Origin of the sequence: Carnobacterium maltaromaticum DSM 20342 (genome assembly GCF_000744945.1) — a bacterium.
Taxonomy (GTDB): domain Bacteria; phylum Bacillota; class Bacilli; order Lactobacillales; family Carnobacteriaceae; genus Carnobacterium; species Carnobacterium maltaromaticum.
The window spans coordinates 2,667,213-2,683,913 of record NZ_JQMX01000001.1 but is presented as its reverse complement, the minus strand read 5'-3'; the positions used below and the strand labels follow the sequence as shown (position 1 = coordinate 2,683,913).

The 16,701-nt window shown below is 34.7% G+C and carries 17 protein-coding genes; 2 read left to right on the top strand and 15 right to left on the bottom strand.

The features are described 5' to 3' along the window. Positions 1–26: 26 nt before the first annotated feature. From BR77_RS12660 to BR77_RS12650, 3 genes are all read right to left on the bottom strand, one after another. Positions 27–860 carry a histidinol-phosphatase HisJ family protein gene (locus tag BR77_RS12660; RefSeq protein ID WP_016356657.1) on the bottom strand — a complete coding sequence of 278 codons (834 nt, stop codon included), beginning with the start codon at positions 858–860 and terminating at the stop codon, positions 27–29. Between the two features lie 124 nt (positions 861–984). Next, the gene (locus tag BR77_RS12655; RefSeq protein WP_035065257.1) at positions 985–2,280 is read right to left on the bottom strand and encodes a C40 family peptidase; all 1,296 of its coding nucleotides are present in this window, start codon (positions 2,278–2,280) and stop codon (positions 985–987) included. Positions 2,281–2,463: 183 nt separating this feature from the next. After that, complete coding sequence (locus BR77_RS12650) at positions 2,464–2,661, bottom strand: hypothetical protein (RefSeq protein WP_010053512.1); 198 nt, start codon at positions 2,659–2,661, stop codon at positions 2,464–2,466. Positions 2,662–2,777: 116 nt separating this feature from the next. On the opposite strand from BR77_RS12650, the gene BR77_RS12645 reads away from it, so the two are divergent. Then, positions 2,778–3,596 carry a Cof-type HAD-IIB family hydrolase gene (locus BR77_RS12645; protein WP_015077642.1) on the top strand — a complete coding sequence of 273 codons (819 nt, stop codon included), beginning with the start codon at positions 2,778–2,780 and terminating at the stop codon, positions 3,594–3,596. Between the two features lie 199 nt (positions 3,597–3,795). Here BR77_RS12645 and BR77_RS12640 read toward each other — a convergent pair whose 3' ends face one another. Together BR77_RS12640 and BR77_RS12635 are read right to left on the bottom strand one after the other, a co-directional pair. After that, positions 3,796–5,496: an oleate hydratase gene (locus tag BR77_RS12640; protein WP_010053510.1), complete on the bottom strand. Its 1,701-nt coding sequence runs from the start codon at positions 5,494–5,496 to the stop codon at positions 3,796–3,798. 136 nt (positions 5,497–5,632) lie between these two features. Next, positions 5,633–6,193 (bottom strand): TetR/AcrR family transcriptional regulator, encoded by a 561-nt coding sequence (locus BR77_RS12635; RefSeq protein ID WP_015077644.1) that lies wholly within the window; start codon positions 6,191–6,193, stop codon positions 5,633–5,635. Positions 6,194–6,399: 206 nt separating this feature from the next. Here BR77_RS12635 and BR77_RS12630 point away from each other — a divergent pair, with 206 nt between their 5' ends. Further along, positions 6,400–7,119 carry a YebC/PmpR family DNA-binding transcriptional regulator gene (locus BR77_RS12630; protein WP_010053508.1) on the top strand — a complete coding sequence of 240 codons (720 nt, stop codon included), beginning with the start codon at positions 6,400–6,402 and terminating at the stop codon, positions 7,117–7,119. Positions 7,120–7,168: 49 nt separating this feature from the next. On the opposite strand, the gene BR77_RS12625 is transcribed toward BR77_RS12630, so the two are convergent. The 10 genes from BR77_RS12625 to BR77_RS12580 all read right to left on the bottom strand — a co-directional run bounded on the left by BR77_RS12625 (position 7,169) and on the right by BR77_RS12580 (position 16,240). Then, a complete protein-coding gene (locus BR77_RS12625) occupies positions 7,169–7,558 on the bottom strand; it encodes a DoxX family protein (RefSeq protein WP_015077645.1) in 390 nt (129 codons plus the stop codon). Between the two features lie 25 nt (positions 7,559–7,583). Continuing rightward, entirely contained in the window at positions 7,584–8,534 is a 951-nt protein-coding gene (locus BR77_RS12620) for an MBL fold hydrolase (protein ID WP_015077646.1), read from the bottom strand. A 213-nt stretch (positions 8,535–8,747) separates the two neighbouring features. Continuing rightward, positions 8,748–9,383, bottom strand: a complete 636-nt coding sequence (locus BR77_RS12615; protein WP_015077647.1) for an NAD(P)-dependent oxidoreductase — start codon at positions 9,381–9,383, stop codon at positions 8,748–8,750. Between the two features lie 96 nt (positions 9,384–9,479). After that, positions 9,480–9,911, bottom strand: a complete 432-nt coding sequence (locus tag BR77_RS12610; protein ID WP_015077648.1) for an Rrf2 family transcriptional regulator — start codon at positions 9,909–9,911, stop codon at positions 9,480–9,482. 111 nt (positions 9,912–10,022) lie between these two features. Further along, on the bottom strand, positions 10,023–10,457 hold the full coding sequence (locus BR77_RS12605; RefSeq protein ID WP_015077649.1) for a site-2 protease family protein: 435 nt from the start codon (positions 10,455–10,457) through the stop codon (positions 10,023–10,025). 176 nt (positions 10,458–10,633) lie between these two features. Continuing rightward, the gene (locus BR77_RS12600; RefSeq protein WP_015077650.1) at positions 10,634–12,568 is read right to left on the bottom strand and encodes a BglG family transcription antiterminator; all 1,935 of its coding nucleotides are present in this window, start codon (positions 12,566–12,568) and stop codon (positions 10,634–10,636) included. Positions 12,569–12,634: 66 nt separating this feature from the next. Then, complete coding sequence (locus tag BR77_RS12595; protein WP_016356658.1) at positions 12,635–14,068, bottom strand: glycoside hydrolase family 1 protein; 1,434 nt, start codon at positions 14,066–14,068, stop codon at positions 12,635–12,637. A gap of 19 nt (positions 14,069–14,087) precedes the next feature. Then, complete coding sequence (locus BR77_RS12590; RefSeq protein WP_035065252.1) at positions 14,088–14,423, bottom strand: PTS lactose/cellobiose transporter subunit IIA; 336 nt, start codon at positions 14,421–14,423, stop codon at positions 14,088–14,090. Beyond that, positions 14,423–15,679 carry a PTS sugar transporter subunit IIC gene (locus BR77_RS12585; protein ID WP_015077652.1) on the bottom strand — a complete coding sequence of 419 codons (1,257 nt, stop codon included), beginning with the start codon at positions 15,677–15,679 and terminating at the stop codon, positions 14,423–14,425. Before BR77_RS12585 ends, BR77_RS12590 begins: the two co-directional genes overlap by 1 nt. Before the next feature lie 255 nt (positions 15,680–15,934). Then, on the bottom strand, positions 15,935–16,240 hold the full coding sequence (locus BR77_RS12580) for a PTS sugar transporter subunit IIB (RefSeq protein ID WP_010053491.1): 306 nt from the start codon (positions 16,238–16,240) through the stop codon (positions 15,935–15,937). Positions 16,241–16,701: the final 461 nt, after the last annotated feature.

Genomic DNA, 16,701 nt, shown 5'->3' with positions numbered 1-16,701 from the left:
TGAGAAAATTTCTCAGCTGCTTTTTATTATAAATCATGAAAAATAGGTTCCATCTTATCAAAGGTACAGAACTGTGTATAACCAATACTTTTCAACAATTCTTTCGATTCTTTGATTTTCCATGCTAAATGTTCAGGCTTATGGCTATCACTTCCGATTGTAATAATCTTGCCACCAAGTTCATGATACAGTTTTAGAATTTCAATAGAAGGAGTTAAACCATTGATTTCATAGCGCTCCGAAGAGGTATTTAGTTCAATTCCTTTATTATTGGCAATCACAATTTTAAGGATCTTTTCTATTTTAGCTTTACTGTAATGAAATAGATCAACTTCCTTGTCTAAATAACGTCTGACTAAATCCATATGAGCGAGTACGCTATAATCTTGATAAGCAGTCACTAGTTGCAACATTTCATTATAATAACAATCATAAACTTCCTCATGAGTACGTCCTTTTTGAAACTCTCCTAACCAAAATTCCTGATCTTCAATTTGATGGATTGATAGCAAAATAAAATCAAAAGAGTGGGAGTGGTAAAGCTTTTCAAATGGCTCAATTGTATGAACTTGCATACCAAATTCTAAGCCAGTCTTTATTCTTATTTGATCTGCATATTTTTTGGTCAACCTTTCTAATTCAGAAAAATATAAGTCATAGTGAACATTCTTAACCTCTTTATTCGCTCCTATTTGAAATATATCTTCTGGCTGCCAATCTGGTTTGACGCCATAATCTACATGATCAGTAAAACATATTTCTTCTAAACCAAGTTGAATGGCATCTTTTACAACATCTTCCATTAAATACCAAGAATCATCACTATAATCGCTATGAACATGGTAATCTGCATACACCATAAACATTTTCCCCCTCCAGTATCAAATAGAAATAGGGCTACTTCCCTTTGACTTGTCATCAGAAGTAAGTAGCCGTCTTTCGGTTAGTTCATTGATAGATTTATAACTTTAGCTAGAGCTTATCTTATCGAACACGGACACCAAAACTTGGTGGATTATAGGAAGAAACACTCGAAGTTTTCACTACGTCACCAGTTTCAGGTGCATGAATATACTGGTTCCCGCCCATATAAATCCCTACATGATGGGTCGATCCTCGACCACCCCAAAAGATTAAATCACCAGCTTGAAGCTGACTTAATTCTAAATAGGTTCCTTGATATTCTTGTTGATAGGTAGTTCGTGGCAAGCCAATTCCCAAACGCCCAAAGACATATTGAACAAAACTTGAACAATCAAAACCGACTGTATTGGCACCTTCCCCAAACCCTAAACTTGGACCATTTGTATTTCCACCACCCCAAGAATAAGGTGTTCCAATCCATTTCTGGGCCTCCGCTAATAACGCTGGTACATTATAACCAACCGTTGGAGGATCCGGTGTGGGTGCTGGTACTTGAGGTTGTGCAGGCGGAGTTACTTCCAAAGGTTTTTCTGGTTCTACGACACTAACAGGCGTCGGGTTAGATGCTTGAACTTTTTCATCCTCCGTTTTTTTGTTAGCTGCTGCAGCCAAAGCTTTTTCTTCAGCTAGTTTTTGCTCATCTGCAACTTTCTTCAAACGCTCATTCTCAGCTTGTTGTAATTGTGCCGCTTCTTTTTCGCCAATATATTTATTTTTTTGCTCTTCCTCTGTACTACGTCTTGCTGCTAAGTCACTTTGTAAAACAACTTGTTGCAATTGCTTATTTTGCAGCTCAGATTTCTTTTTCTCTGATGCTAAAATGGTTTCATTTAGTTTCTTAATGGTCATATCAATTTCAAATTGGCTCGCTTCTACCAATTTTTTGTCTTGCTCTTGTGTTTTAAGAATAGATGTATTTGCAGAAATTAGCGTCCAGACTGCATGAATTCTTCCTAAAACTTCAGATATTGAAGTAGCTTCTGTAATCATTCGCAAATAATTAGCTGGATCGCCATTAACTTGAGCTGCTCGAGCTTGATTAGCTATTTCAACTTCTCTTTGATCGATGATTGTCGTTAATTTTTCAATATTTTCATTTAACCGTTGCTTATCTTGATTTAACCCTTTTTCTTTTGTTGCTAATTCAATCGCCGTATTTTCTATTGTTGCCATATCTGTTTGGACCGATTTCAATTCTGCCTCTACTTTTTGTTCTTGTTGGGCAACCTCATTAATTTTTGTTTCTTTTGAAGTGATTTTATTATCCAGCTCATCTGCCCAAACACTTAAAGACATATTAAGCACGGAAGTAGACAATAAGCCAAGTACCACTAATTTCATTGCTTTTTTCTGCATTTTTTCCCCTCCTGATTTGTTTAATTATCTATGTACAACTACTTTATTAGTATAGCATATGTATTTTTTTATTGCTTCTGCAAAGGCTATTATCCACTAATCTTAAGAATTTAATTTGTACCTTTGTGTAGAAAAAATAAAAAAACTGCGGATAAATCCACAGTAAAAATGTACAATCTTATATTATTTATCCTTTTGATCTGGTTTATAAAAAATACTAAATGCCGTTGCTATGACAAAAGCGTAGACTACTGTCTGGATGATAGTAGGCTGACTTCCAAAAACTAAATCAGCTATGGCAACAATAAAAATAGCGGCAATAAAGTTACCAATAAAAAAAGTTAAACGATTTTTCCGAATAAATTTACGAAAAGCTTCCATAAATCCAACTCCTTTGTTTAAAATAAGTAGCTTGAGTATAACACAAATAAAACTTGACATGGTATCCATTACACAGCTTATGATAGAGAAAGAAACAAATTAGGAGGAATGCGTTTATGTATCAATTAATTGCTTGTGATTTAGATGAAACACTCATTGGTGAAGATAAACAAGTATCGAAAGAAAATAAATTAGCCATCCATCAAGCTCAACAAAAAGGTGTCAAATTCGTTATCGCAACAGGTCGTGGTTATCGAACGGTTCAAGATACCTTAGTCGAATTAGGGTTAGCAGATTTACCAGCAGAATATGTGATTTCATTTAATGGCGGAGTTATTACTGAAAATAAAAACAATCAAGTCTTAGAGTTCAATGGCATTACTTTTGAACAAGGCGAGCAACTTTTTAATTTTGGTCTAAATTATGATGTTTGTATGCATATCTATACAGAAGACGACGTCTATATTTACAATTTTCACGAAGAAGAAAAAGCGTATCTTAATGGTCGTATCAACAATTGCATTGAACTAATCGAACCCTCAATTGAGTTTTTACGTGATATTCCCTTGGTTAAAGTTTTGTATCAAAATCTAGATAAACATTATTTAGAACAAATCCACGCAGATATTACTCCTATTGTTCAAGATGCATTTGATATCAGCTATTCATCAAATCGATATATTGAATTTAATCATCAAGGAGTCAACAAAGGTTCTGCCTTATTACGCTTAGCAGATCGACTTGGAATTCCTCATAACCAAACGATTGCAATCGGAGACAATACAAATGATTTGACGATGATAAAAGCTGCCGAACTTGGAGTTAGTGTTCAAAATGGAACTCCTGATGTAAAAAAAGCTGCTAATTATATTGCATCTGAAACTTTTAGGGAACATGCGGTTGCGGCTGTAATTAATAAATTCGTATTGAAATAAACTAAAACCCAAGACAGCTCCTACTAATGGAGGCTGTCTTGGGTTTTCAGTTTTATTTAGACGAATCGTTTCCACACCTATCTTTATCTGGTTACAAAAGCTTGATTCTCGTAAACTTCAGAAAATCTCCTCAATCGAAAGTTCACGATTGACTGTATTTCCTTCCAGTTTAGACGAATCAGAGCAGCTTTTTCCACACCTATCTAAACATGGTTTGAGTTGCTTTAGCTAATACTTTAGGATCTTTATTATGAGGAGTCACCGGTATAATTTTTTTGTTAATATCAAATAGCGTATATACCGCAATTCGTGCAGCACGAACAGAATATTCTTCTGTAAAGACCATATCTTTTGGAATCTCTACAAATTGGCTAATCATCGCAAAATTCGTACTTCCTTCTGGTACAACTTGTGGACGATCACTCATTGCACGAGGTTGGAATTGTGCATCGATATAAGGCATGTAACATGGAATGACATTCACAACATCTGCTTTAATGTCTTCCCAGTCTTCTTCCCATTTCAAATGACAGATTAATTCATATAAAATTTCTTCCCCAGTACACTCTTTCATTGGTTTTTTTACATAATCCCCAATGCGATCTGGGTATAAACCATAACCCCAGAAAATAGTTGTATTCGCATCTTGAGCTTTAAAATGAGGTTGCGCTGCAACAACAATACTCATTAACCAATTAGAATCTTTAAACGTCATCAAAGCACCACTACCTGGAATATTTCCAGTAAAGCGTTCAATCCGTTTCAATAATTCATCCCCACGATTTGTCACCGTAAAACTTTGCCAATTCGTTTCAGACTCATGTGCAAAGAATGGCTCAGGATTGCCTAAATTAGCTTTCTTTTGAGCAATTTTATACCATAATTCTCCTGAAATTGGACGTTCTTCTGGCACTGGAGCAGGTGTATTAAAATCACCTTCTGTCGTACTATCTGTCATGCACGCATTCGTCATCATCACAACATCGCCAGCATTTAAGTCAATTGTTGATCCATCAGAAAAGTGGAGTGTTTCGGCAGTAATTCCTTCTCCATCTTTAAAATCAATATCTGTTACAGTTTTATTCATGCTGAAATCAACTTGATGTTTATCCAAGTAATCCTTTAATGGCAATATAAGACTTTCATATTGATTAAAACGAGTGCGTGTCACACCTTCAAGTGTATCGATTCGACTGAATTCTAACATCATTCGATTCATATAACGACGAAATTCAAACAAGCTACTCCATTTTTGGAATGCAAAGGTAGTTTGCCACATAAACCAGAAATTGGTTTCAAAGAAATGTGGTCCAAACCATTCTTCAATTGTTTTATTGTCTAATTTATCTTCTGGCATTGCTAATAATTTTGTCATTAATGCTCGGTCATTGTTGTCAAATCCCATTGAATGCGCATCTAAAATAGTCCGGTCTTTATCAATTAATCGAGCTTGAGCATGAGTTGGATGTAAATGATCAAAATTTAAAATTTCTTCTGTCACACTTTGATTTGGCATTTCTAAAGAAGGAATACTAGCAAATAACTCCCAGAAATTTTCATAGGTTTCTTCATTTAACATCCGGCCTCCACGACATAAAAAGCCATCCTTCATCGTTCCAGAACCGTCATTACTTCCACCTAGAATGTCCATACCTTCAATAATGTGAATATTTTTACCTGCAAAATTTGCATCACGAATCAAATACGCAGCCCCTGATAAACTACCAATTCCACCGCCAATAAAATAAACTTGCTTGTCGCCATAATAACGCGCTTTTATTTCTTCATCTACCTTTTTTTCATCTGCTTGAACTTTGCCTTCTTGCAATTTTTTTGTTCCATAGGCAGCACCTAAAACTGTTGCACCAGCTGCGATTAGTCCGATTGTTTTTTTACTCATCCTAAAATCCCTCCCGTTTTACTTAATAAAACGAGTATATCTTAAAAAGTCGGAACTGACTCTAGCCAATCTATAAGAACTGTCTTAAATTCAGACAAAACAAGACAATTGTCTAGTAATAAAATTGAGTTATTTGTTAACCTTCATGTAACCGTTGATAGGCTAACAGTTCAGTATCATTGGCTAAACGAACGAATTGAGTCGCAATCGTTTCAGGAGTTTCTTTCATCCCAACTTTAATCCAATCAACTAAAACACCGCAACACCCATAAGAAAAGAAGCGGGCATAAAAACACCTATCTGCCTGACTGACGTGATTCTCCAAATCTAAACGCTCAAATAATTCCATAAAGAGTGTACTTGTCACTTTAGAAAAACAAGCTGATAAAATTTCAGAATCACTGCTAACTGTATTTTGATAAAAATCAGCTTTCTCTTTGATTTCAATCAACATTTTTAAAACATGTTCTTCCCAATTTTCCAGTGTTACTCCTTCAGCTAAATAGCTAAAAGCACCTACTTGATACGTCCACTCCAACAAATCATACTTATCTGAAAAATGATAATAGAGTGTTTGACGATTTAATCTACATTTATCTGTAATATCCGCAATACTAATTTTATCAAAACGCTTATAATGGCACAGTTCGATTAACGCATCAGAAATAGCTTTTTTAGTAATGAATGAATCCTTCATAAGAGCACCTCTAGCCTTCATAGTTGATAGAATTTTTTTCACAAGTTCTCTAATAGTAGTTTACCACGAATCTCACTTTATATTCCAATTTCGACCTGATTGGATAATTATAAACCCACTCTAAAAAAAGACCTTAACAAATCCTACATTTAACAGTATAATGATACATGGTAAAGCGAATTTTAAATCAGAAGGTGAGTGAAAATATGGGTCGTAAATGGGCAAATATTAAAGACAAAAAAGCATCAAAAGATACGAATACCAGTCGTATCTATGCAAAATTCGGTATTGAAATCTATGTAGCTGCAAAGCAAGGTGATCCTGATCCTCATACTAATCAAAAATTACGATTCGTCATTGAGCGAGCAAAAACCTATAATGTACCTAAACATATTATTGATCGGGCAATTGAAAAAGCCAAAGGAAATGATGAAGACAATTATTCTGAGCTACGCTACGAAGGCTTTGGACCAAATGGTTCTATGATTATTGTGGATGCACTAACAAATAATGTCAATCGTACTGCCTCAGATGTCCGTGCTGCTTATGGTAAAAATGGCGGAAACATGGGTGTTAGTGGGGCTGTTGCTTACATGTTCGACAACACAGCTGTTTTTGGTGTCGAAGGAAAAGATGCAGATGAGCTATTAGAAATTCTAATGGAAGCAGATCTTGACGTACGAGATATTTTAGAAGAAGATGGTCAAGCGATTATTTATGCTGAGCCAGCTGATTTCCACGCCGTTCAAGAAGCACTAAAAGCGAGTGGCATTGAAGAATTCACAGTTGCTGAAACAGAAATGTTGCCACAAAACGAAGTCACTCTTGAAGGTGATGATTTAGTCAATTTCGAGAAATTAATTGATGCTTTAGAGGATTTAGATGACGTTCAAAAAGTTTATCACAACGTTGATTTAGGCGAATAATAATAAAAAGAGACAGAGTGTGCTCTGTCTCTTTTTATTGTAGTTTCTTTTATGCACTAGGAGGCATAAATTGAATGATTTTTTTATTCAGATGTGCATATCCACTTGCAATGCTCATAACAATCAATAAAAGCTCTAATTCATACCCATTAACAAAACCACTTGTTGATTTCAACATAAAGATAGCTGTTCCCAATATTGCAATGAAACCTAATGAAACTAACGGAACCAACAAACCAATAATCATAAAAATACCACCGACAACTTCAATTAAGGCAATAATTATCGGCATAAAACTTGGCAAGCCTAAGCTTACAAAGAAATCTGTTGTGTCTGATAAATTCATAAATTTTTGAATTCCATGTAATGCCATCGCAATTCCTAACATAATTCTAATCAACAATAGACTAATACTTACTTTATTTTTATTTTCTCCCATTCATCTATCACTCCCATTTAATTTTTTAATCCCAAGCCTGCTCTCCAGTTACTACTTTTGCGCTCATTTCCAAAGAACCTTCAGCTAAATCAGGATAAGCTGCTTTCATTTTTTGCATAATTTCTGCGCTTGTTTGACTTGATTGTTCAACTTCAATAAATTTTTGGATATAGTCTTTAGTAAATGTAATATTATCAGCAGTAAATTTATTCCCTTGACCAAAATGACCTGGGATAACTGTTTTAGCTTGCAATTCTTCCAAACCAGTTAGATCATTAATCCAATTTTCTTGGCTCTCAACCGTTTTAGTATCAGCCATAAATAAATGCCCATCTGTTGAAACTGGAATACCGCCCAAAATTAACTGATCTGTTGCATTATAAAGCACTGGTTTATCTGTCCCAGTAATTTGAAATTTTTCATTTCCTAATGCTACCTTGTTATCAATGGCTTCTGGAATAATCACCTCTTTAGGCGCTTTATCTTTTAATGTATCTGCCCAGACTGTTAATTTATTTTCATACGTACTCTTAATGCGGTCAATTGTCCCTTCAGTTGCTACAACTTTTGCAGTTGGAAAAGCCTCTTGAATAAAAGCTGTTCCAAAATAATAATCAGGATCGCTATAAGATACATAAATGGTTTCTAAATCAATTTTTTTCGACTTAATTAATTGAATCGTTTTATCTGCATCATCTTTAGAAAACTGAGTATCAACTAGTAAACCTTTGCCATCCTTTTCAATCAACACAGCTGTTGATCCAAAAACGGGATCTGGATTCATCACATAATAGGTGACATTTTCACCTGTAATTTTTTGATAATTCGTTTGTTTTTCCTCTTTTTTCTTTTGCTTGCTTTCTGTTTGATTTTTTTCATTCTTACTAGATTTATCCATTTTTGATGTCGTTCCACATGCAACTAAAAAAACTGCCATCACAGAAATACTTATATAAATAAGTGCTTTTTTTATCATCTTATCTTCTCCTTATAATAAAAGTTTGTTGAGCTACTTAGCTCCGGCAGAAAAATAGTGAATTTCAAGAAAACTGCTTTTTTACTTTTTTTGGAAATTCATCTTTTTTCCGAGGAGTTAACTCATAAAAACTAGCCGTATTGAACACAAACTAGGCGTATCTAAAAAAATTTCTGATTTTAGATACGCCTGCTTCGTTAGAAATTTTCACTCTTATTTAGAACCAACTGTAAAACGTTGATTGATGTGTTTACCAGCTTCAGCTTCATCAAGCAAAGCAATCGCATAATCTGCATAAGATATTTCACTTGCTCCAGCAGCATTGGCCAACAAGTTGTCTAAACCAACTGTATAGCTGCCAGTTCGTTCACCATCAGGTAAGAACATCGCTGATGGGCTTAAATACGTCCAAGTAATCTCATTATTTGCTTTCAATGCATCAAATGCTGTACCCATATTGCTTGCTGTTGGTAAAAAGGCATCTGGAAAATCTGGTGTGTCCATCACACGAATCGTTTTCGCTGGATCAACGTATAAACTACCTGCTCCACCCACTACAATCAAACGCGGTGTTTTATGTCCTGCTAAAATTTTTGTTAAATGAGCCAAAGTTGTTTGATGTAACTCTTCTTGACCATGTGGCGCATTAAATGCATCCACCAAAATATCAAACTCTTTTACATCTGCATAACTAATCTCTAAAATATCACGTTCTAAAACTGTCACTTGGCTATCTGTAATTTTTGCTGCATTTCTAACAATAGCCGTAACCTCATGGCCTCTTGAGATTGCTTCCTTCATAATCATCGTTCCTGCTTTACCACTTGCTGCAATAATTCCAATTTTCATCTTATTTTCCTCCTGTTTTTTTGTAACCATTCAAGTTACAATCGATTTAAAATAAAAAGGTGAACGTTTCTTGTTCAACCTTATACATCCTGTGAATCAAGTAGCTTGGTCAAGTTGTTGAATCTCTTCAATCGTATCTGCCAACGTCACCTGTTTTAACTCATTTTCTAACGCTTCTTCTGCCGTTTGCATCACGCCTTCTAATGAATGTTGAATGTTTTTCCCGACAATACAATTTGGATTTGTATCTTGATGTAAAGTAAATAAATCCTTACTTGTTGGGTTAACCGCCTCATAAATATCATAAAGGGTAATATCTGTTGGTTCCTTGATTAGCGAAATACCGCCAACACCTGGCGCAGAATCAACGAGTCCCGCTTTTTTTAAAAGACCAACAATTCTTCTAATCACAACTGGATTTGTATTAACACTAGCTGCAATAAAATCTGAATAAACCGTTGTTTGCCGATTTAAAGCAAGGACAGATAAAACATGAACCGCTACAGGAAACTTTGTTGAAATACTCATAACAACCCTTCCTCTCTATCTGTAACCATTATAGTTACAATGTAAAAATAAGTCAAGAGTTTTGGTGAAAAATAATAAAATAATCGCTCCTTTAACAATAGAATGGCTCTATTATCCCTTTCTATATAAATCTAACACTTGTTTGAAATCACTTGGATTTCCTCCAATCGGGTAATTTATTGGGAGTAATGCAGTAAAGCTTAGTAGATAGAAACAGAAATTAAACTCTTGAACAAATGAATTATCCCAAAATAAATTGATAATGAGCCAGATCACTGTGGAAAACAGTATTCCATTTAGAAAAGCAAACGATAATTCAAGTTTTGAATTAATTTTTCTATAGATAATACTTGTGTACCCAATAGCTACAAAAAAATACTTATTTATTCTAAATTTTTTAAAACTCCATAATTCAGGCCCATAGCCAATACTAACATACACAAGTTCAGCACCAATTAATTTATTTGCAATAACATGACCTAATTCATGTATAAGTAGTACAACATACCACATAATAACTAACTGAAAATTAATTTCTATTTCCATGATTACCTCCTATTTCTTTTTCACTCTCACTTATATGTATATAAGTCTTTATAATAACACGCAATATCCAATATGTTTTTATCAATTATAACAGACGGAATATAATAAGTCATTACATTATTAGAAAAATCAACTAAGCCTAACTTAATAACGTTAGGCTAGTTGATTTAATTCTTTCATTCAGACCCCATCAACTGGATTAAATTACTGGTAAAGTCCTCATAATTTTCAGATTCACTCAAACTTCGGACATTATCTCCTTCTGATAAAACACGAATAAAATTTTCAAACATGGGACTAAAAATCGGGCGATTTTCTTTATTTACCGCAAAAATAGCGACAATATAAACTACTTTTCCATCCCAATCAATCGGTTCATCAAAAATCGCAACTGATACTGCTGTTTTAATTGCATTCATTTTTAATGCATGAGGAACAGCTACGCCATCACTAAATGCCGTTGATGATAGCTTTTCTCTAGCCAAGACTTTTTCTGTAAAACCTGACGACACATAACCAGCTTTAAATAATTGCTCTGTCATATAATAGATAGCTTTATTTTTGTGTTTAAATGACAACCCTCGATAAAAAAATTCAGGACGAAAAAATTCCTTTATATAGCCTGTCATTTTTATTTGCTTGCGATTTTGTTTCACCTTACTGATTGCATCTGAAATATTCTTATAATCTTTATCAGTTAAAAAAGGATGTACTAAAACAAAATGTGCAGATACCTCTTCTGAAAAAGGCGAGATTGAAATAATTAACTCAGGCTTCATTATTTGCCAATTGGAGCTCATATCCGTTACGATTTTTTGAATATTAATTTGTTCCCGATATGTTTCTTTTATTTTCTTCAAAAGTCCTTGATGGATATCATAGTATCTTGGACACAAAATAACACAACTAACAGCATCCGATTCCTTCGTGACAGATTCTAAGTAAGCCCCTAGATGCAAGGCAATATACGCAATTTCATCCTCGTTAACTTGAATCAACAGCCGTTTTTCTAATTCACTCGCAATCGAAACAGCCACATCATAAATCAGTGGATAGGTTCGTTTCATATCCTCTCGTAATGGATTTTTGGACAACTTACTTAAATTTGAACGACTGATTAAATTTCTGACATGAATCATAAATTTAGTCGTAAAAGCTTCATCACTAAGATGAATAAAGTACATTTGACCAATATCAGCTAATACCTCTTTCACAATATCTACAGTTTGATTTCCAATATACTCCTTCAAATGCTCTGGACTCAATGATTCATAGGTAGTCAATGTTGTATTTCCAATAAAAAGTAAAAATAAATTATAAATTTCAGCATTGGAAAAAACTATTCCAAACTGTTGTGCGATTTTTTGCGTGATGTCCTTCGTCATGCGATACTCAACTGAATCTAATTCTTTCTCCTCTACAGCTTCAATCGCCTTTTCTTCCCTCATGCGCTGCAGTGTTACAGCAAAATGAAGCAAAATATTATTCAAAGAATATTGATTAATAAAATAGTCGTACTGTTCAAGAGTGTCACTGATTATTTCTTGCAAAACCAACAGGTCAATATCCCCTAGTAATTGCTGAACCATTTTCCGTTGATCCATCGTTTTTTTAGACTCTTCAAAAATTAAATACGTCATTGCCTTGCGCTTTTGTGCTTCAGACCCTTTGATTTGATAATCTTCTTCTTTTGAAACTACCTGAATATCAAATTTAGTTAAACGTTTCTTAACACTTTTGATATCACGACGAATAGTCGCCTCCGAAACACATAACATTTCAGCTAAATCAAATAAATTCACCCCACCCTTAGCAGAAGAAAGAAAGGTGCGAATTAAAAAGAATTGCCGCTCTTTAACCGTTACAGGAATAGCATTAACTATTTCTTCTTGCTTTTTATTTTGGAGACGATAGGCATCTGCATCTATTTTGTATCCTTGACGGCTAGAAATAATGACCGGCTTAACTCTTTTTTGATTAATCCCATTAATTCTATTTCGTATAGTACGCTCAGTGAATTGAAAATGACTAGCAATGATTGATGCCTTTGTCCAGCCATTTTGACTGAATAAATAATGAATCAATTGATTTTCAGTAACTTTCTTCATCATTTAACTATCCCCCTTAATACACCTATAGGAAGTAGCTAGATAAGCTACCTCCTATAGACTAACCATTTACAGTATTTCACCATTAGATGCAATTACGGTTTTATACCAGTCAAAACTTTTCTTTTTCAAACGTTTCCCCGTACCTTTTCCAAAATTATCTAAGTCAACATAAATGAAACCATATCGTTTTTCCATTTCGGCTGAAGAACAACTAACAATATCAATCGGTCCCCAAGCACAATAGGCAATCACTTCAACCCCGTCTTTAATAGCTTCTTTTAATTGCGTCAAATGTTCACTTAGATAAGCTATGCGATAATCATCATTAATTTCGCCATTTTCTTCAACTTTATCGTACATTCCAAATCCATTTTCAGCAATCATCAAAGGGACTTGATAACGATCATAATATTGACTCAAACAATTATAAAAACCTTTTGCATCAATTGCCCAGCCCCAAGGATTTGCCTTTAAATGTGGGTTTTCCATCACATCAGTTGGATCCATTCCATTTTCCTTAGCCGAAACCGTTTGCGAGTAATAATAAGAGATAGCTAAATAATCCATTGTATTTTCACGAAGCAAGATCTCATCTGCTGGCTCCTCTTGCAAATCAAGCTGGTTTTCAGCAAAGTAGCGACGCATATAAACTGGATATGCGCCTCTAAATTGCACATCTGTAAAGAAATACTGCATTCGATTTCGCTTCATTGCTAGCATGACATCATCTGGTGCACATGAAAAAGGTGAAGCCGTACAATCTGCTAACATCGTCCCCATTTGAAATGTTGGATTGATTTCACGAGCTTTTTTGACAATCAATGCTGATGCCACAAGTTGGTTATGAATCGCCTGGTATTTAGCCTCTTCATTATTTTCAACTTGATCCTCGCAAATTGCAATCGAATTAAAAGACTCTAAATGAACTAAATTAATCTGGTTAATCACAATCCAATACTTAACCTTATCTTTGTAACGTTTTAGTAAAACTTCGCCATATTTTGCGAATAACTCAATCACTTCACGGTTGTTCCAACCACCATAATTCAAGGTAATTGCTAAAGGTGTTTCATAATGAAGCATTGTAATAATTGGCTCCATTCCCAACGCTAAACATTCGTTGATTAAACGATCATAAAATTGTAACCCTAATTCATTTGGTTCCGCATCATCCCCATTTGGAAAAATTCGCGACCAATCAATCGAAGTTCTAAACGTTGTAAAACCCATTTCAGCTAATAATTTTAAATCCTCTTTATAGGTATGATAAAAATCAATCCCATGTCGTTTTGGGTAATAACCTTCTTCATCCAACATCGCTCGTTTGACTTCCGCCAATGTCATTTCAGATTCTTGACTCGCAGTTTTAATATCTAGCTCTGGATTATATAAATGGACATCTGCCACACTCAATCCCTTGCCATCTAATCCAAATCCACCTTCAATCTGATTTGCAGCAACTGCTCCGCCCCATAAAAAACCTTTTGGAAAACCTGTCATTGTCATCGCTCCATTCCTTTTATTTTTTTGTCAGCTTTTCTACCAGTGAAACCATTTTATTCGCAATATTCCATTCTGAACTAATCGTCATCAACGTATCTTGAGCATGTGCAAATAATAATGAAAAATCATGATGGATGCCACTTGCTTCTGCCTGAATGGTTTCAGTCTGGGCTTTATGAGCTAATACTATTTCTTTCTTGGCTTCCTTTAATAACTCTTTAGCGTGGTCAAAATGTTCATCTCCAATTTCATCAAAAACCTCAAAAATAACTTGTCTTGCATTTCCAGCATGTAAAATAATTTGCATCGCGACTTGATTCATTTCGTCATTCATATTTTTTGTTCCCTTCATTAATTAATTACAGCTAATTCTTCTTCCAATTCATTTTTTACTTCTGCATTATCATAGGCTTTAAAGAATGGATACCAAATGCATAAAGATACTCCTGCTAATAGTGCAAAAAGGAAGATTCCTTTGATATCACCCGAGACTAAATACGTTGAAATCGGATACGGCAGATACCATAATTGGAATGCTTTTGCCGGAATCGAAATCCATCCTGTGCTTAATACAAGATACGTAATCGCCGGAATAATTGCGCCATTTAACCAAAAAGGAATCATCAACATTGGATTAAAAACAATTGGTGCACCATAAACAAGTGGCTCATTTATATTAAAGATAGACGGTAAAATAGTGGCTTTACCAATAGCTCGTAAACGAGTTGATTTAGCGAGAAGTAACAATATTGCCAGTATCATTGTGTAACCGACCCCACCAAATGCACACCAACCTGAATAAAACGTTTCTTGCGTGTTGATATAAACAGCATCCATGCCTTTTTCGACTAGTGCGGCATTATCCGCAATTCCTTTTAACGCAATCGGCATAAATACTGGTGTTAATACCCATGTGCTGATTCCAAATGAATACAAGAACGCCATTAAGAAGCCCATTAAAACAAATCCCCAAAAGCTTTGTCCCAACATTTGCAAGGGTTCAAAAAGAATCGCAATTAAATCAAAGACATCGATTTGGAAAATAGAATAACATAACCAGCCACTGACGATAATCAAAGTAATAGGTAGTAAAGAATCAAACCAGACAATAATGAAATCTGGTAAGCTTGTTTCATCCTTATTAAAAAAAGACCATTTAGAAAATAAATTCATAATAATCGCAACAAATATTCCTACAACAATGGAGACGAACATACCAACTGCACCAAAACGTGCAAGTGTGAAAGTAATTGATCCCCCATCAGTACTCATCTCAGGGAAAATCAACAATAAGTATAAAGCTAACCCAGTTAAACCAGCTAATAGCTTCTTATCCCCTCTTTTTTTCTTTTCCATAATAAAATAAGGCAGTAGAAACGCCACAAACATCCCCGATAAACCAAATGTAAAGGTATTAATAATAGACAAATCTGGAATAATATCTGCAATTTCATTAATCAATGAAACCATTGTTACAATCGAACTCACTAGTATAAATGGTAAAATAGCCATAACTGAGTCCTGCAATGATGCAACCCAAACATTTTTAGTAATCTTATTTACTTTAGGTGCAAAACTATTTGTCATAAAATCAATTATTTTTTGCATATCCTCATCCTCCTCGATAAAATTTTGTTGATCCGGTTAGCTCTATCAAAAGCTTGTTGAGTTCGCACAGGCTCGACTGAAGAATAGGGAAATTTGATGTGACGTTTTTTGTCACCTCGAAATTTCATCTTTCTTCCGAGAGGCTAACTCATAAAAGCTGGCCTTGACAAAAAGATAGGAAAATACACACAAAGTATTTTTTTACTTTGAGGGGATTTTATCTTCTTTTCGAAAAGTTGGCTCATAAGAACTAGACTACTTACTATCTAATAATTCTAAGGCACCTACACCATCCATCATTCCATAGACTTTCTGAGGGATAACCTTAACAAGAATCTCTCTGCCTGAACTTGCTGCTTTTTCTTTTGCCTCTTCTTCCATATAAGCTAAATGCGGTCCAATTAACAATACATCAATGGTATCCAAATGCTCCTCTAACTCAGATTCACTTCTGGCTGAAATAGATACCTCTAAGCCTTTCTTTTTTGCTGCTTTCCGCATATTTGCTGCCATAAATCCACTAGAAGCTCCGCCACCACAAATTAATAAAATCGTTTTCATTTTTATTCACTCCTTTTTCTTTTCGATTTCTTACTCCTAGCATACAACCCTATGCAAAATCCTACCACTCAATAAATTTCCGCTATGTAGGAAAACGATTAGATAACAAAACAAGCTTATCACCTAATTATAGGGATAAACTTGTTTCAATTGTCTTCATTTTGTTTCATATACAACAATCATTCCAATATGACAACTAATTAAATAACTGTTTTCATTCAATAAAATGGTATGCTATACTTTTAGAGTCACCTATCTCACGAGGGACTAGTCTTAGTGAGAGGAGGTGTATGCAATGAATTTGTTTCTTGTAACGTTTATCTTGCCTTTGACTGTAGCAATACTTGCAGAGGTTTTCGGCTATTGGCTAAACCGTAAAGATAAATAAGAGGTGACAACTGTCAACACCCGTTATGTTTTTTTACTTAGTATAACAAAAACCCCCATATCGTGCGAGATAT